The sequence below is a fragment of the Sphingomonas sp. jy18 genome (genome assembly GCF_056931895.1).
The window spans coordinates 150,233-171,498 of record NZ_JBXPBT010000001.1 but is presented as its reverse complement, the minus strand read 5'-3'; the positions used below and the strand labels follow the sequence as shown (position 1 = coordinate 171,498).

General features: G+C 65.2%; 20 protein-coding genes. 10 read left to right on the top strand and 10 right to left on the bottom strand.

The features are described from left to right. Positions 1 to 28 precede the first annotated feature (28 nt). Together nadC and AC0QC4_RS00810 are read left to right on the top strand one after the other, a co-directional pair. Entirely contained in the window at positions 29 to 874 is an 846-nt protein-coding gene (nadC, locus tag AC0QC4_RS00815; RefSeq protein WP_483657687.1) for a carboxylating nicotinate-nucleotide diphosphorylase, read from the top strand. 206 nt (positions 875 to 1,080) lie between these two features. Further along, on the top strand, positions 1,081 to 1,311 hold the full coding sequence (locus AC0QC4_RS00810) for a hypothetical protein (protein ID WP_483657685.1): 231 nt from the start codon (positions 1,081 to 1,083) through the stop codon (positions 1,309 to 1,311). Between the two features lie 7 nt (positions 1,312 to 1,318). Here the strand turns inward: AC0QC4_RS00810 and AC0QC4_RS00805 are convergent, their stop codons facing one another. Beyond that, positions 1,319 to 2,725, bottom strand: coding sequence for an amino acid permease (locus AC0QC4_RS00805; protein ID WP_483657683.1), 1,407 nt, complete (start codon positions 2,723 to 2,725; stop codon positions 1,319 to 1,321). Between the two features lie 102 nt (positions 2,726 to 2,827). Between AC0QC4_RS00805 and AC0QC4_RS00800 the strand changes: the two genes are divergently transcribed. Beyond that, positions 2,828 to 3,259, top strand: coding sequence for a hypothetical protein (locus AC0QC4_RS00800; protein WP_483657681.1), 432 nt, complete (start codon positions 2,828 to 2,830; stop codon positions 3,257 to 3,259). A 27-nt stretch (positions 3,260 to 3,286) separates the two neighbouring features. Here the strand turns inward: AC0QC4_RS00800 and AC0QC4_RS00795 are convergent, their stop codons facing one another. Further along, positions 3,287 to 4,579 carry an MFS transporter gene (locus tag AC0QC4_RS00795; protein WP_483657679.1) on the bottom strand — a complete coding sequence of 431 codons (1,293 nt, stop codon included), beginning with the start codon at positions 4,577 to 4,579 and terminating at the stop codon, positions 3,287 to 3,289. Positions 4,580 to 4,725: 146 nt separating this feature from the next. On the opposite strand from AC0QC4_RS00795, the gene pgsA reads away from it, so the two are divergent. From pgsA to AC0QC4_RS00780, 3 genes are read left to right on the top strand one after another with little or no spacing between them, the layout of a single operon-like run. Further along, entirely contained in the window at positions 4,726 to 5,319 is a 594-nt protein-coding gene (pgsA, locus tag AC0QC4_RS00790; protein WP_483657677.1) for a CDP-diacylglycerol--glycerol-3-phosphate 3-phosphatidyltransferase, read from the top strand. A gap of 5 nt (positions 5,320 to 5,324) precedes the next feature. After that, complete coding sequence (locus AC0QC4_RS00785; RefSeq protein ID WP_483657675.1) at positions 5,325 to 5,579, top strand: MoaD/ThiS family protein; 255 nt, start codon at positions 5,325 to 5,327, stop codon at positions 5,577 to 5,579. Further along, a complete protein-coding gene (locus AC0QC4_RS00780; protein ID WP_483657673.1) occupies positions 5,576 to 6,010 on the top strand; it encodes a molybdenum cofactor biosynthesis protein MoaE in 435 nt (144 codons plus the stop codon). Before AC0QC4_RS00785 ends, AC0QC4_RS00780 begins: the two co-directional genes overlap by 4 nt. Positions 6,011 to 6,034: 24 nt before the next feature. Here the strand turns inward: AC0QC4_RS00780 and AC0QC4_RS00775 are convergent, their stop codons facing one another. Further along, positions 6,035 to 6,961, bottom strand: a complete 927-nt coding sequence (locus tag AC0QC4_RS00775) for a hydrogen peroxide-inducible genes activator (RefSeq protein WP_483657671.1) — start codon at positions 6,959 to 6,961, stop codon at positions 6,035 to 6,037. Positions 6,962 to 7,066: 105 nt separating this feature from the next. On the opposite strand from AC0QC4_RS00775, the gene epsC reads away from it, so the two are divergent. Both epsC and AC0QC4_RS00765 read left to right on the top strand, forming a co-directional pair. Further along, a complete protein-coding gene (epsC, locus tag AC0QC4_RS00770; protein ID WP_483657668.1) occupies positions 7,067 to 7,756 on the top strand; it encodes a serine O-acetyltransferase EpsC in 690 nt (229 codons plus the stop codon). A gap of 3 nt (positions 7,757 to 7,759) precedes the next feature. Continuing rightward, the gene (locus AC0QC4_RS00765; protein WP_483657666.1) at positions 7,760 to 8,095 is read left to right on the top strand and encodes a DUF2794 domain-containing protein; all 336 of its coding nucleotides are present in this window, start codon (positions 7,760 to 7,762) and stop codon (positions 8,093 to 8,095) included. Between the two features lie 40 nt (positions 8,096 to 8,135). On the opposite strand, the gene AC0QC4_RS00760 is transcribed toward AC0QC4_RS00765, so the two are convergent. The 3 genes from AC0QC4_RS00760 to AC0QC4_RS00750 all read right to left on the bottom strand — a co-directional run bounded on the left by AC0QC4_RS00760 (position 8,136) and on the right by AC0QC4_RS00750 (position 13,232). Beyond that, a complete protein-coding gene (locus tag AC0QC4_RS00760) occupies positions 8,136 to 9,200 on the bottom strand; it encodes a hypothetical protein (protein ID WP_483657665.1) in 1,065 nt (354 codons plus the stop codon). A 145-nt stretch (positions 9,201 to 9,345) separates the two neighbouring features. Then, the gene (locus AC0QC4_RS00755; protein ID WP_483657663.1) at positions 9,346 to 11,679 is read right to left on the bottom strand and encodes a TonB-dependent receptor; all 2,334 of its coding nucleotides are present in this window, start codon (positions 11,677 to 11,679) and stop codon (positions 9,346 to 9,348) included. A gap of 179 nt (positions 11,680 to 11,858) precedes the next feature. Continuing rightward, complete coding sequence (locus AC0QC4_RS00750; RefSeq protein WP_483657661.1) at positions 11,859 to 13,232, bottom strand: glutamate--cysteine ligase; 1,374 nt, start codon at positions 13,230 to 13,232, stop codon at positions 11,859 to 11,861. A 91-nt stretch (positions 13,233 to 13,323) separates the two neighbouring features. Here AC0QC4_RS00750 and AC0QC4_RS00745 point away from each other — a divergent pair, with 91 nt between their 5' ends. After that, positions 13,324 to 13,779 (top strand): GreA/GreB family elongation factor, encoded by a 456-nt coding sequence (locus AC0QC4_RS00745; protein ID WP_483657659.1) that lies wholly within the window; start codon positions 13,324 to 13,326, stop codon positions 13,777 to 13,779. Between the two features lie 5 nt (positions 13,780 to 13,784). On the opposite strand, the gene AC0QC4_RS00740 is transcribed toward AC0QC4_RS00745, so the two are convergent. The 4 genes from AC0QC4_RS00740 to uvrA all read right to left on the bottom strand — a co-directional run bounded on the left by AC0QC4_RS00740 (position 13,785) and on the right by uvrA (position 20,692). Continuing rightward, positions 13,785 to 15,791: a carbohydrate binding domain-containing protein gene (locus tag AC0QC4_RS00740; protein ID WP_483657657.1), complete on the bottom strand. Its 2,007-nt coding sequence runs from the start codon at positions 15,789 to 15,791 to the stop codon at positions 13,785 to 13,787. A gap of 64 nt (positions 15,792 to 15,855) precedes the next feature. After that, a complete protein-coding gene (locus AC0QC4_RS00735; RefSeq protein WP_483657656.1) occupies positions 15,856 to 16,605 on the bottom strand; it encodes a 16S rRNA (uracil(1498)-N(3))-methyltransferase in 750 nt (249 codons plus the stop codon). A gap of 141 nt (positions 16,606 to 16,746) precedes the next feature. Beyond that, a complete protein-coding gene (locus AC0QC4_RS00730) occupies positions 16,747 to 17,256 on the bottom strand; it encodes a DUF4402 domain-containing protein (protein ID WP_483657654.1) in 510 nt (169 codons plus the stop codon). A 379-nt stretch (positions 17,257 to 17,635) separates the two neighbouring features. Continuing rightward, positions 17,636 to 20,692: an excinuclease ABC subunit UvrA gene (gene uvrA / locus AC0QC4_RS00725; RefSeq protein WP_483657652.1), complete on the bottom strand. Its 3,057-nt coding sequence runs from the start codon at positions 20,690 to 20,692 to the stop codon at positions 17,636 to 17,638. A 170-nt stretch (positions 20,693 to 20,862) separates the two neighbouring features. Between uvrA and AC0QC4_RS00720 the strand changes: the two genes are divergently transcribed. Then, entirely contained in the window at positions 20,863 to 21,237 is a 375-nt protein-coding gene (locus AC0QC4_RS00720) for a hypothetical protein (protein ID WP_483657651.1), read from the top strand. Positions 21,238 to 21,266: the final 29 nt, after the last annotated feature.

Here is a 21,266-nt window from a genome sequence, read left to right as displayed (position 1 = left end):
CCGCGCATCCGGCCGATAGCGCAGCGGCATGACATTTACCCTGCCCGGATTCGACACCGCCGCCTTCGTTACCGCCACGCTGGCCGAAGATATGGGGCAGGGTGGCGACATCACCTCCGCTGCGGTGATCCCTGCCGAGGCGCGCTTCACCAGCGTGATGGACAGCCGCGATGCGATCACGGTGGCGGGGCTGCCGCTGGCGGAGGCCTTCTTCCGCGCGCTCGATCCCGACGTCGCCATCGAGCGGTTGGTGGAGGATGGCGCCGCCGTCCCCGCAGGCACCGACCTGATGCGGCTCACCGGCAACGCCCGCGCCATGCTGACCGCCGAGCGCTCGGCGCTCAACACCGTGCAGCATCTCTCGGGCATAGCAACCATGACGCGCCGCTATGTCGATGCCATCGCCGGAACCGGTGCGGTGCTGCTCGATACCCGCAAGACCATTCCCGGCCTCAGGCTGCTGGAGAAATATGCGACCCGCATGGGCGGCGCGACCAATCACCGCATGCGGCTCGACGATGCGGCGATGATCAAGGACAATCATGTCGCGGTGGCCGGCGGTGTTGCCGAGGCGGTGCGGCGCGCGGTGGCAGCGGGGATCGAGCGGATCATCCTCGAGGTCGACAGCCTCGCCCAGATCGAACCGGGCATCGCGGCGGGGGCGACGCATCTGCTGCTCGACAATATGGATGTGCCGACCTTGCGTGCGGCCGTGGCACAGGTCGCCGGCCGGGTGCCGACCGAGGCGTCGGGTGGCGTCCGGCTCGATACCATCCGTGCGATTGCCGAAACCGGGGTCACCTATGTCTCGGTCGGCCGCCTGACCCAGAGCGCGCCGGCGGCGGATATCGGGCTGGATCACATCGCAGCCTGACCATTCTCTCCGTCATTGCGAGCGCAGCGAAGCAATCCAGAGTCGTGGCAAGCCTCCCTGGATTGCTTCGCTGCGCTCGCAATGACGGGTTGCGTGATGTAAGCACGATTAACTACGAAACCCCTGCATGTCCCCGCTTGGCACGGCTCGGCGTTAACCCCCTTTGCGCCTTTCCGAACGGTTAAGAGGGGCTTAACCCTGCCGGCATGGCGCAAGACCTCACCCGACTCATCCGTCGCCGGCCGGCCATCCGGCCAGCGCGCATCGCGAACATGCCGATGGCAGAGATCGATCCGGCGATACTCGACAGCGATGTCGCCGCCCGGCTCGGCAAGCGGGCCGTCGCGCCGCGTCCGTGGATCAGCCAGCGCGATCTGCTCGACGCGCTGATGACCTTTACACTGACCTTCACCGGGGCGATGCTGTTCCTGCTCTGACGCTCGGTCAGATTGCCTGACCCGCCGCCGCGCGTCCCCGCGCGTAGAGGAAATAGACAAGCAGTCCGCCGAGATTCCACACGAAGAACCATATCTGCGTCTTCGCCGGCAGGCTGATGAACAGATAGAGGCAGCCCAGCACCGCGATCGCGCCTACCACCCAGGGCAGCGGCGTGCGGAAAGTGCGCGGTGCGTCGGGCGCGCGCACCCGCATCACCAGCATGCACACGGCGACCGCGGCAAAGGCGGCCAGTGTGCCCGCATTGGCCAGCGCGGCCAGCTCGCCCAGCGGGATGAAGCCCGCGAGTACCGCGACGATGACGGCAGTGAACAGGGTGATCCGCACCGGCGATCCGCGCGACGAAAGCTTGGCAAGGCCGGCGGGCAACATGCCGTCGCGCGCCATCGTCAGGAAAATGCGGCTCTGCCCGTAGAAGAAGGCCAGGATGACGGTCGGCAGCGCGATCACCGCCGATGCCGCCAGATATTGCGCGGCGAACGGGTGGTCGAGCTGGCGCAGGATCAGCGCCAGCGGCTCCGCGCTGTTGGCGAACAGGCCGAACGGGGTCGATCCCACCGCCGCCACGGCCACGGCGATATAGATGGCGACACAGGCGATCATCGATCCGACGATGCCGATGGTCAGGTCCCGCGAAGGGTTCTTGGTTTCCTCGGCCGCAGTCGCGATGGCATCGAAGCCGTAAAAGGCGAAAAAGATGATCGCCGCCGCCGCCATCACCCCGCGTTCCACCCCGGCGCCGTCGACATGCTTGCCGAAGCCGAACGGGCTGAACGGATCGAAATTGGCAGGGTCGAGCGCCGGCAGGGCCACGGCGACGAATACGATGAGAGCGGCGATCTTGACCAGCACCAGCAGGGCATTGATCGTCGCGCTCTCCCGCGTGCCCGCCAGCAGCATCGCGGCGACTACGCCGATGATCAGGATGGCGGGGAGGTTGACGATGCCGCCCAGTTCCGGCCCCTGCATCAGCGCCATCGGCACCCCGGCATAGGCTTGCAGCAGCGGTGCGGCATAGCCCGACCAGCCGACCGCGACCGCGCTGACCACCAGGCTATATTCCAGGATCAGGCTCCATCCCACCACCCAGGCAAGCAGCTCGCCGATCACTACATAGCTGTAGGTATAGGCGCTGCCCGATGCCGGGATCATCGTCGCCATTTCCGCATAGGCCAGCGCGGCGCACGCGCAGATCAGCCCGGCGATGGCAAAGGACAGGATCACGGCCGGCCCCGCCTTGTCCGCACCCACCCCGATCAGCGTCAAGATGCCGGTGCCGACTATCGCGCCGACCCCCAGCGCGATCAGATGCGGCCAGCTCAGCGTGCGCGGCAGCGCGGCATGGGTGGTGCCCTCAGGCTGGATGATCTTGCGACGAAACAGGCCATTGGACATTTTTGTCTCCCCTTTGCGCTGCTTGTAGGGAGAGCGGGGCGGGGATGGCAACCACCTCAGACGTTACCATGGCCATAGCGCCAACAATGGCTATATTGCGTCATGGCTAAGACTGCCCCACTGCCTGCCGACAACCCGTTTCTTGATGCGGTGCTCGAGGCAATTCGTCGTCGTTCTAAGTCACTGAAGCGTCGAAATGCTACACCCAACGTCAGACGCATTGTCGAGATTCGTGATGGCGAAACGTTTGAACACGTAGAAATCGTAATAGAAAGTCGTCGAAATCAACGCCTCGTTGTCATTGCACGCGATGATCGCTGGACATGGGTAAGCGCAACCGAATCTATCAAGAATGCTGGTTGGAAATTCGTGTTTGAGAGCGAGGGGCGTCTTGTTGGCAATGGGACCGGCCGCGAATTGGTGGAGGCGTTGGAAGCTTCACTAGCAGCTATGTTCGACATGACCGAGGAAGATACGGGCCGCCTCGACGCCATTTGGAACCTACTGCTTGCGCAGGGCCCGAGGCCGATTTGACCACTCAAGCCGATTGGCGCGAGCGCCTCAGTCGCACGCCCTGTGCAGCTTCTGCGCCAGCCAGGCCGAAATCAGGCACATCGCGGCCCCCAGCAGCAGCTGGTCTATGATGCGAACCCCAGCGACGCTCAGACCCATTGCGATCACGGATCCGACCACCATCGCGCCGGAATTGACAATATTGTTGGCGGCAACGGTGCGCGCCGCCTGATCCTTGGCCACCGTGGTGGTGAGAAAGGCGTAGAGCGGCACCACGAACATGCCGCCGGCCACGGCGATGCCGAGCAGGCTCGCCAGCAGCACCCAGGCCAGATCATGCATCACGAAGTCGCCGAGACTGAGCAGGTCGCCCGCCTCTTGCGACCAGTAACGGCAGACGATGTGGAAGGCGATCACGAACAGGCCCATGACGATGACCGATGCAGGCGCATATCTGGCGGACACGGTGCCCTTGAGCAGCCGGTTGATCGCTACCGAGCCGATGGCGATGCCGATGGAGAAGATTGCCAGGAACAGGCTGGCCACGGCCTTGTCGGCCATCAGCACATTCTTGGCCAGCGGCGGGAACTGGATGAACAGCACCGCGCCGATCGTCCAGAAGAAGCTGATCGAGCAGATGGCGAGGAACAGCCGCGGAATATGCATCGTGGCGGAGACGAGATTGACCGAGGAGCGCCAGACATTCCAGTCGATGCGGACATCGCTCTCGACCGGCGGTGCGGGCGGGACTTGCCGGCCCGTCGCATAGCCGATCATCGCGGTCAGGATGACGGCGATCGCAGCGATTTCGACCGGGATCAGCCCTGCGACGATGGTGCCGACCAGAATGGCGATATAGGTTCCCGCTTCGACCAGCCCGGTACCGCCCAGCACCTCGTCTTCCTTCAGATGCTGAGGCAGGATGGCGTATTTGATCGGGCCGAAGAAGGTCGAATGGATGCCCATGGCAAACAGCGCCAGCATCATCAGGGGGATGGCGACGGCGTTGATCAGCATGCCCTGCCAGGCAAGGAACAGGCCGATGGCGCCGACGATCATGATGGCGATTTCGGCAGCCTTGACGATGCGGATAATCGCCGCCTTGTCCCGCGCGTCGGCAAGCTGGCCTGACGCGGCAGAGAGCAGGAAGAAGGGGATGATGAACACCGCGGTGGCAATCGCGCTGAACCAGCCTTCCGCTGCCGGGTCGCTGAGTACGTCATAGACGATCAGGAAGACCATGGCATTCTTGTAGAGATTGTCGTTGAACGCGCCGAGCAGCTGGGTCACGAACAGCGGCAGGAAACGGCGCTTGCCGAGCAGACGCATCGAGCTTTGCATGAAGCGGTGCGGTCCCAATCCTGGCCGGCCGGGAGGGGCCGCCTTTATGTCGCCGCCATATGCGCTGGCGGCGGGGTGGTCAAAAGGCTTTTCGTGCGGCCCGCATTGCGGCTAAGACCGTCCGACTTCGGGGATATATCGCAAGCGTGCTCAACCTGCCCAACATATTGACGCTGTCGCGCATCTTCGCCGTGCCGCTGCTCGTCGCGCTGCTGTGGAAAACCGATTGGGAAGCCGGCTGGCTGATGGGCTGGATGCTCTACTGCCTGATCGGCATCACCGATTATTTCGACGGCTATCTCGCCCGCGCACAGGGCACGGTGTCGAAGCTGGGCACCTTCCTCGATCCCATCGCCGACAAGATACTGGTCGCGGCAGTCATCCTGCTGCTGGTCGGTACGCGGCATGACAAGGCGGCGATCCAGGACATCCACATCATCCCCGCGCTGATCATCCTGCTCAGGGAAATCGCGGTGTCGGGCTTGCGGGAGTTTCTGGCCGGACTCAGCGTATCGGTGCCGGTCAGCCGCCTCGCCAAGTGGAAGACGACCTTCCAGATGGTCGCGCTGGGCGGGTTGATCCTGGCCGGCGCGGTGCCCGACGGCTGGATGCTGGCCACAGAGCTGCCGGCGCATCTGTTCGTCAAATTTGCCAGCCTCGCCAGCCTGTGGGCGGCGGGCGTGCTGACCATCGTCACCGGCTGGGACTATCTCAGGGTCGGCCTCAAGCATATGGATTGAGGGTGATGGTGACGCTCAGCTATTTTGCCTGGGTGCGCGAAGGCATGGGGCGCGATGCCGAGGCGCTGGCACTGCCGCCGCATCTGGAGACCATTGCCGATCTGGTCGGCTGGTTGGCCGGGCGCGATCCGGCCGGCGCCGCAGTGTTTGCGGACCCGGCACGGATCCGCGCTGCCCTCGACGGGGCGATGGTCCCGCTCGATGCGGCCATCGGCACCGCCACGGAGATCGCGCTGTTTCCGCCGGTGACCGGCGGATGATGACGGTCCGTATCGGCACGGACGATTTCGACTGCGGCGCGGAGTTGGCACGGCTCGGCCCGCATGGTGCGGTGGCGAGCTTCATCGGCCATGTCCGCAGTGATGACGGTGTCGCCACCCTGTTCCTCGACCACCACCCGCAGATGACCGTGCAGGCGCTCGAGCGGCTGGCGGGCGAGGCGATGCACCGCTGGCCGCTCGCGGCCGTCACCCTCATCCACCGCGTCGGCGCACTGGCCGCCGGAGAGCGGATCGTGCTGGTCGCCGCTGCCAGCGCGCACCGGGAGGCGGCGCTTGCCGCCACCGCCTTCCTCATCGACCGTCTGAAGACGGACGTGCCCTTGTGGAAGAAGGAAATTTTGGCAAGCGGCCCGCCGCGCTGGGTGGAACCGCGCGCCACGGATGCCGATCGCGCCGCCGGTTGGGGGTAGCGCGTCAGTCGCAGCGGTGCAGCGTCAGGCCGCGAGCAGCGTTTTCAGTCCCTGGCCCCAATGCTTGCGCATGATTTCAGCAAGAAGATGAAACTCCTTCTGGCGGGGGCTGTTCTTGCGCCAGACCAGCGCCACCGTGCGCGTGTCATGCTGGGAATCGAGCGGCCGGGTGACCACCTGGGTCTGGTCGAGCAGGCCGGCGTCGACTGCCAGTTCTGGCAGCATCGTCACCCCCAGACCGTTGTCGACCATCTGCACCAGCGTGTGCAGCGAAGTGCCCATCATGCGGGCACCGGTCCTGAGATCGGGCCGGTTGCACGCCGCCAGCGCATGATCCTTCAGGCAATGGCCGTCTTCGAGCAGCAGGAAGCTGTCGGGATCGATGGAGGCGGGATTGATCTTGGCCGGAAGGTCGGGCCCGTTACCCGGCACAGCGAGCAGCAGCCGGTCCTCGAACAGCTGCTCATATTCGACGTCGCCGCAATGATAGGGCAGCGCCAGCAGCACGCAGTCGACCTGGCCATGATGCAGGGATTCGCAGGCGGCGTGGCTGGTTTCCTCGCGCAGGAACAGCTTCAGTTCCGGGCGCTCGGCGCGCAGTTGCGGCAACAGCCGCGGCAGCAGGAACGGGGCGATGGTCGGGATGACGCTCATCCTCAAATCCCCCGCCAGCGGTGTGCCGGCGGCAGCCGCCAGCTCCGCCAGCTCCTCGGCCTCGCGCAGCACACGGTGGGCGCGCTCGACGATGCGGTCGCCCAGTGGTGTGAAGCGCACCACGCGCCGTGTCCGCTCCACCAGCATGATGCCGAGCAGCGATTCCAGCTCACGGATGCCGGCGGACAGGGTCGACTGGGTGACGAAGCAGGCATCGGCGGCACGACCGAAGTGTCCGTGCGCCTTGAGCGCGACAAGATATTGCAGCTGCTTGAGCGTGGGGAGATAGGCTTGCATCAGGCTCTCTCTATCACGCGCTTCCCAATAATCGAAATTGTCTCTAAGTTGCCCATTGTCAAGTGGTGCGGGGCTGCCAATGTGCACCTAGGGGGAGGACAACCCATGCTGACGTCGCTCATCGACTATCTCGCCTCGATCAAGGCGCGCGATCCCGCTCCCCGGTCGCACTGGGAAATATTGCTGTACCCTGGCCTGTGGGCGGTCGGCATGCACCGGGTGGCGCACTGGCTGTTCGAGGCCGAGCTCTATTTCCTCGCCCGCCTGGTCAACCACATCAGCCGGGCGCTGACCGCGATCGACATCCACCCTGGCGCCAAGATCGGCAAGCATCTGTTTATCGACCATGGCTTTACCGTGATCGGCGAGACGGCGGAAATCGGTGACAATGTCACCATCTACCAATGCGTTACCCTGGGTGGGACCGATCCGGCCAACGGCATCGCCGGCAAGCGCCACCCGACGCTCAAGGACGGCGTCATCGTCGGTTCCGGCGCACAGATCCTCGGCCCGATCACCGTGGGCGAGCGCGCCCGCGTCGGCGCCAATGCGGTGGTGACCAAGGATGTCCTGCCCGGCGCAGTGATGGTGGGCATCCCGGCCAAGCCGACGCTGGTCGATGCACGCGAATATGCCCGCGATTTCGTGCCCTATGGCACGTGCTGCGATCAGCTCGACCCGCAGACACAGAAGCTGGAACTGCTCGCCTGCCAGCTCACCGAGCTGCAGAAGCGCATCGCCACGCTGATGGAAGAGCGCGACGCCGCAGTCGCCGACAAGCGCGACCGGGCCTGACGCTTGGGGATCGTCACACCGTTTCCGCAGCAGGTTCCCGGCCAGGTCGGGTTCGACCGGATCGAACTGACGCGCATCCTCGACCTCTACGGCCGCATGGTCTCAGCCGGCCAGTGGCGCGATTATGCGATGGATTTTTCCCGCGATGCCGCGGTGTTCAGCGCCTTTCGCCGTGCTGCCGAGCGGCCGGAGATACGCATCGAGAAGCGCCCGGCGCTCCGTCTCAAGCAGGGCCTGTGGACATTGGTGGGAGAGGGCGGGGCTACGCTCAAGCGCGGCCACGATCTGGCCGGCGTGCTTGCGCCCCTGGAGCGGCGATTACTGAAACTGGTGGAATAGGCCATCGCTCCAGCGTTCGCCGGAGCGACGGCCCCTCCAATCAGGCGCTCTGCGAGACAGCGCCAGCCGCGGGCACCAGCGCCCGCACGCCGTCCGGCAGCAGTCCGACAATCGCACCGCGTGCGCTGTGCCAGAAGGCGGAGAGCAGCAGCAGGGCGGAGCCAATCACCAGTGCGGTGAGTGCGACATTGAGTTCGACAGCGCCTGCCGAGCGGAACAGCTGGGTCATGGCGAACAGCACATAGGCAAGCGCCGAGACCAGCAGCGCCCGCCGGTCGATGGTCAGCGCGATGAGGCCGAAGGTCAGGTACAGGGCGATCACCCCGATGGCGCCGCCGATCCCGATCACCCCGTCGTCGGACACGCCGAGCAGGCTGAACAACGGATGGGCGATCATCGGTGCCGCCAGCAGGTGCAGCCAGAAGGCCACGTCGCTGCGGCGGGTGACGCGGCTGCGGTCGCTGCGGTCCCAGTTCATCGCCAGCGCGAACACGCCGATACCGCCGACCAATACCATCGACAGCACCGCATTCTTGCTGAAATTGTCCGGGCCGATCGCGGCGACGATCAGCGCGACGACCGTCCCGACCAATGCAGCCGTTCCGGCTGCCACGGTGATCGGCACCATGAACCGCCGCCAGTGCAGCAGGGCAGCGCCCGCCGTGGCGAGCGCGATGCCGGCGCCGATGAATGCCACCAGCTGCTCGTCGGGGTTGGTACCGAACCAGCGTTCGCCATGCTCGGTCAGCAGGCCGATGAAGGTGGCTGCCACGCCACCCACGAAGGCCAGCAGCAGCACGATCGACGGCAGGGCCATGCGGCGTTTGCGGGTGAAGAATTCAGCGAGGCCCCAGGCGGAGGCGGCCACCAGCATGCCTGCCAGCGCATCGTGCGCCGCTTCGCCGATCCAGGCCATCGCCACCAGCAGGATCACCGCTGCGATGGTCACGAAAATATCGTTGAAGCCGGTGATCAGCCGGAAATGCTCCTCATCGACCGCAGGCCCCGATCGGGCGGCGGCCGCATGGTCGCGCAGGGCCTGTGCCGCCTCGGGGCTGATGGCCCCTGCCGCGACCGCTGCGGTCAGATCTGTCTCGCTGTACATCGTTCCCAAACCCCTCTCACTTGTCCCCACAAGCCGTGACGGCGAGGGATAGCAGAAGTGTATTGGTGATGCAATACGCTAGTGCACTGCCGGTTGCGCAAGGAAAAGGGGCGCCGGCCATGCCAGCGCCCCTCCTGCGATCCGATCAGAAGTTGTAGCCGAATTCGATGCCCCAGATGCGGGGTTCGTTGACGAAGCCGGTCAGGTTGTTGAAGTCGATGCCGCCCACCGCCGAGGTGTCGGCAGTGATGTTGCGGACGAAAGCCGATACGTCATAGCTGTCGGTCTTGTAGCCGATGCGCAGACCGCCTTCGAGCAGGCTGCGATCCTGGAACTCGACCGAGTTGTAGAGGAAGAAGTTGATCTTCGACCGATAGGCCCAGTCGGTATAGGCATAGACCTCGCCATCGCCGACCGGGATGGCGTAGCGGGCCGTCCAGTTGGCGATCCAGCGCGGGCTCTGCGGCAGGCTGTTGCCGTCGATGTTGACGATCGCCGCAGAGAAGGGTGCCGCCGGTACCACAATCGGGTCGAGGATGGTGCACAGCGAGACATTGGTGATGGTGTCGGTGCGCACCGCGCCGCAGGCCGCGGTGGTCAGGCCGGGGCTGTCGATCTCGGTGTGGTTGTAGGAAAGACCAGCGGTCAGCGTCAGTTCGGGCACCGGACGCAGTTCGAGATCGGCCTCGAAGCCGTAGCCACGGACGTTGTCGGCATTGATCAGGCGGTTGGCGTTGACGCCGCCGCCCACTGCGGTGAGCTGTGCATTATTCAGATTGTACAGGAACCCGGCGAGGTTGAAGCGGCCGCGTCCGTCGAGGAAGGTCGACTTAAGCCCGGCTTCCCACGACAGGATGGTTTCCGAATCGCCGATGGTGACGCCCGATTCCAGCGGGGTCGCGGTCGCCGGCGGGAACAGCACGCGGCCCTGGATCGACGGCGCGCGATAGCCGCGGGCAACACGGGCATAGAGGTTGAGGTCTTCGGACGCGGCATAGGTGGCGCTGACATCCCAGGTGATGGTGTCGTCATCCACCGACCGCGTCACCGTGCCCAGCGGGTTCTGCAGGAAATTGGGGAACTGCGTATCGCGGCTGCGCACCACCACAAAGTCGCGGCTGTCGTCATTGTAGCGGATGCCGCCGGTCAGGGTCAGCGCATCGGTGATCTGGTAGCTCAGCGAACCGAACAGGCCGAACGCCTCGCTTTCCTGATCTTGCCTGACGAGGATGTTGACGCCGCCCGTTGCGTTGTTCGGGTCACCCAACGTCGAATAATTTTCGCTGACGATGGTCAGGTCTTCGTTGAAGTAGAAGAATCCAGCTTGGTAGGACAGCGGACCGTCCCCGTTGCTGGCGATCCGCAGCTCCTGGGTGAACTGGCTCAGGCTCGGCACGCTGTCACGCGTTTCGGCTGTGAAGGGGATCTGCCCCGGCCCGGTCAGGTTCGGCGGCAGGAAGTTGGCGCCAAAACCGCCGTCGACATCGCCGACAGAGGTGGCGTCGCCATCCCAATAGCTGGTGACCGAAATGATATCGACCGGACCGGCATCGTAGCTGATGCGCGCCGACAAGTTCCAGGTATCGACCTCTTGTTCGTTCTGCCCGTCCACCGAAACCCGGTTGCGACGGAAATTCGCATTGAGGCCGCGCTGGCCGCGCGTGAAGACATTGGCGCGGAACAGGCGCGCGGTGCCGTCGAGCGTGCGGATCTGACCGCCGAGCAAGATGTCGAGCTGATCGGTCGGCTCGAGCAGCAATTGGGCACGCGCGGCAAATTCCTCATAGCCTTCGAACGCGTCGCGCGTGGTGCCCGACGGCAGCACATTGTCGACATAATCGTCCTGACGCTGATAGAGCGCAGACAGGCGGAACGATGCGGCATCGGACAGGCGGGTGCCAAACGCACCTTCGGCATTGATGGCATTGTAGCGGCCGTAGGAGATGCGGCCATAGCCGTTGGTCGCCTCGCCGGGGCGGACCGAATCGAACTTGACGATGCCGGCCGGGGTGTTGCGGCCGAACAGCGTGCCCTGGGGCCCGCGCAGCACTTCCACGCGATCGAGGTCGAAGATCGGGAAGCCCTTGAGGATCGGGTTTTCCAGAACCACCTCGTCATAGACCAGGCTGACCGGCTGCGAGGCGTTGAAATCGAAATCGGTGTTGCCGAGACCGCGGATGTAGAAGCGGGGGAAGGTGCGGCCGAACGAGCTTTCGACGATCAGGCTGGGGGCACGTGCCGAGAGCGCGCGGATGTCGACGCCGCCTGCGGTGATGGCGTCGAGCCGGTCGCCACCGAGCGCAGTGACCGAAATCGGCACGTCCTGCAGATTTTCCTCGCGCCGCTGGGCGGTGACGACAATGTCTTCGAGGCCGTCGTCATCAGCCGTCGTGGTGCTGTCCTGGGCAAAGACAGGCGAGGTGAGGGCGGTGCTGGCAAGCACGGCAGCGAACAACAGGCGGGGAGAGTTAGCGCGCATCGGTCAATCCTTGCAGTGGGGCAGGAAGCAGAATCGGTACGGCGCAACAATGATGCGCCGGATGCCCGAGCCGAATAGATTGCTGCGCCGCAGAATCAACGTGACGCGGCGAACCGCGTGACGATTCTCAAGCACTGTTGCAGAAACAAGACGGTTTGTGACAGTCGCCGGGCGCCGTCTCAGAAACTCTTTTCACCGTAGACGCGCGCAATGTCGCCGCCCCATTCGCCATGATAGCGCTCGAGCAACCGGTCCGCCGGCGTCTTGCCCTCGGCCACGATGTCGAGCAGCGGGCGCAGGAAGCCGACCTCGCTGTCGCCCATCGAATTGACCTCGCCGCGCGCCGCCAGCCCGGCGCTGGCAATCTCCAGCACCTCTCTGGCGACATCGAGCAGGCGGCGGCCATCGGGCGCAGTCGCCTCGAGGCCGAGCCGCGGCACCTCGTCGCGCAGTCGCTGCTGCCCGGCGATGCTCCAGTCCTTGACCACGTCCCACGCCGCATCGAGCGCGCCCTGGTCGTAGAGCAGGCCCACCCACAGCGCTGGCAGCGCGCAGATGCGGTTCCACGGCCCGCCATCGGCCCCGCGCATCTCGAGGAAGCTTTTCAGCCGGACTTCGGGGAAGGCGGTGGAGAGGTGGTCGATCCAGTCGCTGCGCGTCGGTTTTTCGCCGGGCAGAACGGACAGCTCGCCGCGCAGAAAATCGCGGAAGCTCAGCCCCGCCGCGTCGATGTATTTGCCATCGCGGAACACGAAATACATCGGCACGTCGAGCATATAGTCGACATAGCGTTCAAAGCCGAAGCCATCCTCGAACACGAACGGCAGCATGCCGGTGCGCGCCGGATCGGTATCGGTCCAGATGTGGCTGCGGTACGACAGGAAGCCGTTGGGCTTGCCCTCGGTGAAGGGCGAATTGGCGAAGAGCGCGGTCGCCAGCGGCTGCAGCGCCAGCGAAACGCGGAACTTCTGCACCATGTCCGCTTCGCTGGCATAATCGAGGTTGGTCTGGATGGTGCAGGTGCGCAGCATCATGTCCAGCCCCATGCTGCCGACGCGCGGCATGTGCCGCAGCATGATGGCATAGCGGCCCTTGGGCATGATCGGCAGCGCCTCACGCGTCTTGTCCGGCCACATGCCGAGACCGAGGAAGCCGAGGCCCAGCTCTTCGCCGACTTCCTTGACCTGCTTGAGATGCCGGCCGGTTTCGGCGCAGGTCTGGTGCAGGTTGACCAGCGGCGCGCCGGAGAGCTCGAGCTGCCCGGCAGGTTCGAGGCTGATGTTGCCATCTTCCCCGGCAAGCGCGATCACCTTGCCGCCTTCGACGACCGGTTCCCAGCCGTAGCGCATCAGGCCGTTGAGCAGATCCAGGATGCCGCCCGGCTCGTCATAGGACGGCGCGGCAAAATCGGTGCGGCGATAGACGAACTTTTCATGTTCGGTGCCGATGCGCCAGCGCTCCTTCGGCTTTTCGCCTTTCGCCATCGGCGCGATCAGATCGGCCTTGCTTTCGATGAACGGATCGCTCTGATCTGAAACCTGTCTCGTGCTCATGCCGGCGCATTACTGTGCGGCGATAGGGAGCGCTAGGGGGATTTGGGGTTGCTGCCGACCGCCCCCATATAGGCTCGAAAGGAAACAGCAGATGAGCGTGGCATTCCGCCGGGAAGGCGATGACGATCACAAGGAACCGCGTTTCGAACTGCCCATCCCGCCCGGGCCCAATTGGGTCACTCGGCGCGGACTGGCGCTGATCGAAGCGAAGGTCGCGGCACTGGAGGCATTGCCTCGCGGCGTCGATACGCCTGCCGAGCCAGATCCGGTGCAGCGCGACCTGCGCTATTGGCGCACGCGGATGGCGACGGTCGAACTCGCTCCCACGCCGCCGCCGGGGCGGGTCGGTATCGGCTCACGCGTCGAGTTCATGCTGTCGGGACAACGGCGGACCATCACCATCGTCGGCGATGACGAGGCAGATCCGGCAAGTGACCTCTTGTCCTTTCACGCGCCGCTCAGCCGCGCACTGATGGAGGGGGAGGCGGGCGATGTGCTGGACTTCAGCGGCAGGCCCGGCGCGATCGAGATCGTTTCGGTCGAGTAGCGCGCTCAGTTCACCGTCGCGTTGAAGCGCATCGCAAAGCTGGTCGCCGGTCCCAGACTGGCCGCCGTGCCGCCGATGGTCGTGCCGCTGATCTGCATGCCGAACGGATCGCTCTCGTCCGCGCCGCTGGCATTGTCATCCTCGGACGTTCCCGCGCCGGCGCAACTGGTCGCGCTGGTCATGCTGCCGGGCACATAGGTCACGGTCGCCGGCAGGCTGTCGGTTATCGCAATCGCCGTCGTCGTCGCGCTGCCGGCATTGCTCGCCAGGATGCAGTATTGCACGGTCGCGCCAGGAATGAACTTGGGATTGGTCGTGCCATTGACCGGATCGCTCAGGATGCTGCTGGTCTTGTCGATGGTAACCGCTGCCTGCGGGTTGCAGAAGGTGATGTCGTGCAGCGTGATCGCCTGCTGCCCCGGGTCGGCCGGCGCGGTGGTGTGGTTGCCATAAGTGATGACGATGGTGTCGACCGGCGAGGAGAAGGTCACCACCACATTGCCGTCCGCGCTTGCGTCAGCCGAGGTCGCATCGCCGATGGCGCTGTTGCCGGTGACGATGTTGGACACGCCATTGGTCAGCACCGGCGTGACGGTGGTGCCGCCGAATGTGCCGGTCACGGTCACCCTGTCCGCGAATTGTGCTGCATTGAAATCGACGTCGAAGATCCGGAACTGCAGCCCGGGCACCGCTGTCGGCAGGGTGATCGTCGTCGTCACCACGGCGGTCTGGGACGTCAGGTTGACCAGTTGCGCCAGGGAGAATTGCGCGGGAGAAAAGCCGCCGGTCATCGCATTCTGGCGCGCCGGGGACAGTCCCCCATAGGTCGCGTTGTTGAGGAACACGCCATTGGGGTTGGTGATGCCGAACAGCACCGACCCGATGTTGGTGACCGCATAGCTGTTGGTCAGCGATCCCGCCGTCCATGTCCGCGTGTCCCAGTCGAACACCGTTGTCCCCACCGGGCAGACCAAAGTCGGCGGCGTGCCCGCGACGCGTGCGGTATCGTCGTTGACGATGGTGTAGGTGGTGGTCGATCGGCCTGCGCTGCCGCAGGTTCCGGTGCTGGAGATGATGTGGTTGCTGCCGGTGCCGACCGAAAGCGCAATCGTCTCGTCGAACTCGCGCTCGCTGTCGTTGGTGATGCTGATGCCCAGCGCCACCGCTTGCAGGCTGTAGTTTCCCGCCGGGATGGTGACGTTGAACGTCGTCGCATTGCCCGGCGTGGTATAATCGACGCCCAGCGTCGCGGTGCCGCCGGTGACGGTGACCGGCACGGTGAAGGCGGTCGGGACATTGCCGGACACCAGCAAGGTCGGCAGGTTGGCGGTGGGGACATTCTCGTTCCCGCTCGCGGTCGCCACCGAATATTCGAGGAACGGCACCAGATCGAGTGTGATGGTATCGAGGAAATTGCCGAACGATCCGGCATCGGTGGTGACGAACTGCACGCGCTGAAGCCCGCTGGCGCCGGTGTAAGTGACGCCGGCCGTATTGGCGTTGACGTTCCAGCCCTGCGCCGTCGTCGATGCCTGGGTGGCCAGTGTCTGCAGCACCGTGCCGGCGCTGTTGGCGATCTGGAACACGGCAGTCTGCGTCGCCGGCCCGCCCGTGCGTGCGCGATGGGCGAAAGACCAGCGCAGGGTCTCGCCATTGGTCAGGCAGATATTCTGGTAGAGCGTGCCCGGCGCGTTGGCGTTCATTTCCGCGAACACATTGCCGCTATGCGCGGGGATGCCGTTGAAATTGGTGTCCCACAGCTCGATTTCGCTGGTCGACGCCTCCCAGCCCGGCACCGCAGACGAGGCGAAAATCTGGAAGTTCGGTGTGCCTGCGCCCTGCGGGTCGTTGGATTCGAACCCGCCGTTGGTCATCGACCGCGCGACCTGCGCATGGACCGGCGAGGACGGGGCGATCAGCAGCGCCAGCGCCCATGCGAGCACGGCGCGGCGCGCGCGCGAAGGGGCGCGACCGCGGCTGGCGGGGGATGGTGCGGCTGGTCCGGTCCACATCCTTTCCGCCCTAGGGCAGAATGGTTAAGGTTGGCTTGAGTAGCGGCGTGGCCGACAGGATCGCTCAGCTCCGCCAGTCGCCGGCGGCCGCCATCCACAGCGCTGCGGCGGCGATGGCGGCTGTCTCGGCGCGCAGGATGCGCGGGCCGAGCGAGACGGGCCTGGCCTGGGGCAGCGCGCGGATCGCGGCGCGCTCGGCCGGATCGAACCCGCCTTCCGGCCCGATCAGGATTGCCGCCGGCCCGTCATGGCCCGCAAAGGCCGCCAGCGCCGGCGCGCCGCCGGTCTCGTCGGCAAAATAGAGGGCGCGCTCGCCGGGCCAGTCTGCCAGCAGTCCTGTCAGCGGCACCAGCGGCGCAAGCTCTGGCAGAGCGGTGCGCGCGCATTGCTCGGCCGCCTCGGTCATGATGCTGCGCACGCGCTCGCCATTGACCTTGTCGACCACGCTGCGTCGCATCAGCACCGGTACCAGCCTGCCGACACCCAGCTCGGTAGCCTTTTCCACCACCAGATCGAAATGCGGTTTCTTGACCGGCGCGATGCACAGCCACAGGTCGGGCACGCACTCGCGCGGGCGCAGGCGCTCGACCAGCGTCACCGTCACCGCGCGCTTGACCACCGCCTCGACACGCGCCGCCCATTCGCCGCTGATGTCGTCGAGCAGGATCACAGCATCGCCGGGCGCCACCCGCATCACGCTGCCCAGATAATGGGCCGCATTGCCATCGAGCACCCGCGATTGGCCGGTGGCCAATTCGCCGTCGATGAACAGGCGTGGCGCAGAACGCGGCGGCCAGGCGGGTGTGGCAGGCATGGCCCTGCTGTGCCCGCGATGGGCGTGCGCCGCAAGTCGGGCGTGGCGGCAAGCGACGGCGCACCCTTTCATCGGGTTGGCCCGTCGGCTCCGGCAGCCGGATACTGCTCCCGCCGGCACTATGCCGGCGGGAGGGGCTTCTTATTGATAGTCGACGGTGACGTTGAACGTACCGGTATAGTTTCCGTCGGCCTGGTTTGCGGCGATGTTGAGGGTGCCGCCGACCTGGAACGAGCCACCGACCGCGCTCGAGTTGGCGAGCGTGATCGTCGACGCGCTGCGCGTCAGCGCGGCGGTCATCGTGCCGCCAGTACCGTTGGCGAGCGTCACGCTATTGTCTCCGGTAACGGTGACGACCGCGTTGTTGGTGCCCGATATGTTGAAGTTGGCAGCACTCGCGGTGCCCGTGCAGGTCAGGCCCGCACCGCAGGTACGGCTCGATGCCGTCGAAACGCCGACGGTCGATGCCGCGGCGCCGGCAACGATGGTGCCGAAGTCGAGATCTGCGGTCTTGGTGACGGTGATCTGCTTGAGAACACGGACCTTGACGGTGGCTTGCGTGGTAACCGGCGCGGCGTGCACCGTCGCTGCGGAGAAGGCGGCGGTCGCCAGCACCACGCCGGCTGCGACGCGATGATGGAATGTGCGCATGAAAGCTGGTCCCTTTTACCCGAAACGTCTGTCTGATGCGTGGCAAGACGCCAGACGGGGCCAGAAGATAGGGGAAGGGCATTTCAAGAATGGTAAATGGCCATGCTTAATGCGGAGGCAACAGTTTTTAATCAGTTATAACAACAGCTTGAGACACGCTATGGCGCGGCGCTGGTCGTCCGTGTGCTCACGGCCCGACGCCGGACGGCGCACACCAGCGTCGCCCCGGACTTGATCCGGGGCTCGGCTTCACTTCGCTCCGGCAGGCGAGAAGGACAGCCAAACCCCGTGTCGAGCACGGGGCGACGGAGGGTGTGCGGAGTACATGTTCTTCATACAGCCCATCGCGCTTGGTCTGCGTTGGCCGCGAACGGCTGCCCTAGCCGCCCAGCAATGGCTTCAGATACTGCCCCGTGTAACTGCGCGGGTTGGCCGCGACATCTTCCGGTGTCCCTTCGGCGACGATCTCGCCGCCCTTCACGCCGCCATCGGGCCCCAGGTCCAATATCCAGTCGGCGGTCTTGATGACGTCGAGGTTGTGCTCGATCACCACCACGGTGTTGCCCTGTTCGACCAGCGCGTGCAGCACTTCCAGGAGTTTGCGGACATCCTCGAAATGGAGGCCGGTGGTCGGTTCGTCGAGGATGTAGAGCGTGTTGCCGGTAGCGCGGCGACTGAGTTCCTTGGACAGTTTCACCCGCTGCGCTTCTCCGCCCGACAGCGTCGTCGCCTGCTGCCCGACCTTGAGATAGCCGAGGCCGACCTCCTCCAGCATCGCCATCTTGTCGCGGATTGCCGGCACCGCCTTGAAGAAGTCGGTCGCATCCTCGACCGTCATGTCGAGCACGTCGGCGATGCTCTTGCCCTTGAACTTCACCTCCAGCGTCTCGCGGTTGTAGCGCTGGCCGTGGCACACCTCGCAGGTCACATAGACGTCGGGCAGGAAGTGCATCTCGATCTTGATCAGGCCGTCGCCCTGGCACGCCTCGCAGCGCCCGCCCTTGACGTTGAAACTGAAGCGCCCGGGCTTGTAACCGCGCGCGAGGCTTTCGGGCAGCCCGGCGAACCAGTCGCGGATGGTGGTGAAGGCACCGGTGTAGGTCGCCGGATTGGAGCGCGGGGTGCGACCGATCGGCGACTGGTCGATGTCGATCACCTTGTCGAAAAATTCGAGCCCTGTCAGCGCGTCGTGTGGCCCGGCGATCACCCGCGCGCCGTTCAGCGCCCGGCTGGCCGCCGCCTGCAGCGTGTCGATGATCAGCGAGGATTTGCCCGATCCCGACACGCCGGTGACGCAGGTGAAGGTGCCGACCGGGATGCGCGCGGTAACCCCGAGCAGATTGTTGGCACGGGCATTGACCAGTTCGATGAACTTGCCCTGTGTTTCGAGGAGCTTGAGCTGCTTCTTGGTCGGCTTGGCCTCTGGCTTGGCGCGGGTGCGGATCTGCGTGCCATCGCCCTTGGCAGCGATGCGGCGCTCCTTGGGCACGGCAATTTCGCGCCGTCCGGTCAGATAGTCGGCGGTCAGGCTGTTCTTCGCTTTGAGCACTTCCTTGAGTGTGCCCTGCGCGACAATCTCTCCGCCATGCACGCCCGCGCCCGGGCCCATATCGACGATCCAGTCGGCAGCGCGGATCGCATCCTCGTCATGCTCGACGACGATGACGGTGTTGCCGAGGTCGCGCAGCCGCCGCAGCGTCACCAGCAGCCGGTCATTGTCGCGCTGGTGCAGGCCGATGCTCGGCTCGTCGAGGACATAGAGCACGCCGGACAGGCCCGAGCCGATCTGCGAGGCCAGCCGGATGCGCTGGCTCTCCCCGCCGGAAAGGGTGCCGCTGGTGCGGTCGAGATTGAGATAGTCGAGCCCGACATTGTCGAGGAAGCCCAGCCGCTCGACAATTTCCTTGAGGATCGGCGTCGCGATCTGCTGCTGCTGCGCGGTCAGCTTCGGCGCGAGGGTAGAGAACCAGTCGAGCGCATCATGCACGCTGCGCCGGGCGGAGAGGCTGATGTCTTCGCCCGCGATCTTCACCGCCAGCGCCTCGGGCTTCAGCCGCGCGCCGCCGCAGGTCTCGCACGGGTGCGGTTGCTGGAACTTGGACAGCTCCTCCCGCATCCATGCGCTCTCGGTCTGCAGCATCCGCCGGTTGAGGTTGCCGATCACACCCTCGAACGGCTTGTTGACGCTGTAGCTCTTGCGCCCGTCCATGAAGGTGAGGGTGACGGGCTTGCCGCCGGTGCCGTGCAGGATGATCAGTTGCACCTCGCCCGGCAGGTCGCGCCACGGCGTGTCGAGCGAGAAGCCATAGGCCTTGGCGAGGCTGGCCAGTACCTGCATGTAATAGGGGGAGGGCGGGTTGGACTTGGCCCATGGCACCACTGCGCCCTGCTTGATCGACAGCGCATGATTGGGGACGACCAGGTCCTCGTCGAACAGCAGCTTTTCGCCCAGGCCATCGCAGGCCGGGCAGGCCCCTTGCGGCGCGTTGAAGCTGAACAGGCGTGGTTCGATTTCTGCGATGGTGAAGCCGGAGACGGGGCAGGCGAATTTTTCGGAGAAGACGATGCGGTTGGCGGGCAGTCCGGTGTTTTTCATGCCTGAAGTCCTCTCCCCTTTAGGGGAGAGGGTTGGGAGAGGGGCAGTCGCGCCAAGGCTGGTTTGACTCCCCCTCTCCCCGGCCCTCTCCCCTGAAGGGGAGAGGGAGTCCACCGTCCCATCGGCCAGATCGAGATACACCAGCCCCTCGGCCAGTTTCAGCGCGGTCTCGAAACTGTCGGCCAGCCGGCCCTCGATGCCCTCGCGCACGGCGATGCGGTCGACCACCACCTCGATGTCATGCTTGTATTTCTTGTCGAGCGCCGGAGCCTCGTCGATCTCGTAGAAAGCGCCGTCGATGCGTACGCGGGTGAAGCCGTCCTTCTGCCACTGCGCCAGTTCCTTGCGATACTCGCCTTTGCGGCCGCGCACGACCGGCGCGAGCAGATAGGCGCGCGTGCCCTCGGGCAGCGCCATCACCCGGTCGACCATCTGGCTGACGGTCTGCGCGGCGATGGGCAGACCGGTCGCAGGCGAATAGGGAATGCCGACCCGCGCCCACAGCAGGCGCATATAATCGTAGATTTCGGTGACGGTGGCGACGGTCGAGCGCGGATTGCGGCTGGTCGTCTTCTGCTCGATGCTGATCGCTGGAGACAGCCCGTCGATATGCTCGACATCGGGCTTCTGCATCATCTCCAGAAACTGCCGGGCATAGGCCGACAGCGACTCGACATAGCGCCGCTGCCCTTCGGCATAGATAGTGTCGAAGGCGAGCGAGGATTTGCCCGAGCCGGAAAGGCCGGTGATGACGATCAACTTGTCGCGCGGCAGATCGACGTCGATCCCTTTGAGATTATGCTCGCGCGCGCCGCGGACGGAAATATGAGTCAAAGACATGCGTGGCGCTGTTCCATATTTGTTCGGGAGAGGCAAGCGGCGACAGCGCCGTCGGGCGATGACAGCGAATCGCGGTCGACTTGCGCAGATGACTTCCCTAAACCATCGCTATGCCGCTGCCGATGCGCCTTTTGGTGGTATGTCTTGCCCTGATGGAGACGGCCTGCGCCATGTCCAACCAGCCTCCTTCGCGCGCGCCGGCCGTGCAATGCGTTCTGTCCGGCGATTCCGCCCGGCGATTTGCCGACAAGGCCAATCCGGCTGTACCCGCCGAGAATGCCTGCACCCTGCTGCGCCGGCAGGTCGCAGCCGGGCTCGGCGCGGCCGACCGTGCAGCAGAAGGGCTCGATGTCGCGATCGCGCTCGATCTGTCCCGCCCGGGGACGGCGCTGGCGCGGGTCAGCTACCGGCAGGGCAGTGCCGCCCACGACTTTCTCGAAATTGCGGTAGACGTGGTCGACAGGCAATTGGAGCGGGCGGATTTGACGCGACTGGGCGAAGAAATTGTGAGACAAGTCACGCAGGAACTGGCGCAGCACCGCTAAAACCGACGGGACCATGAGCGAGGGGACTT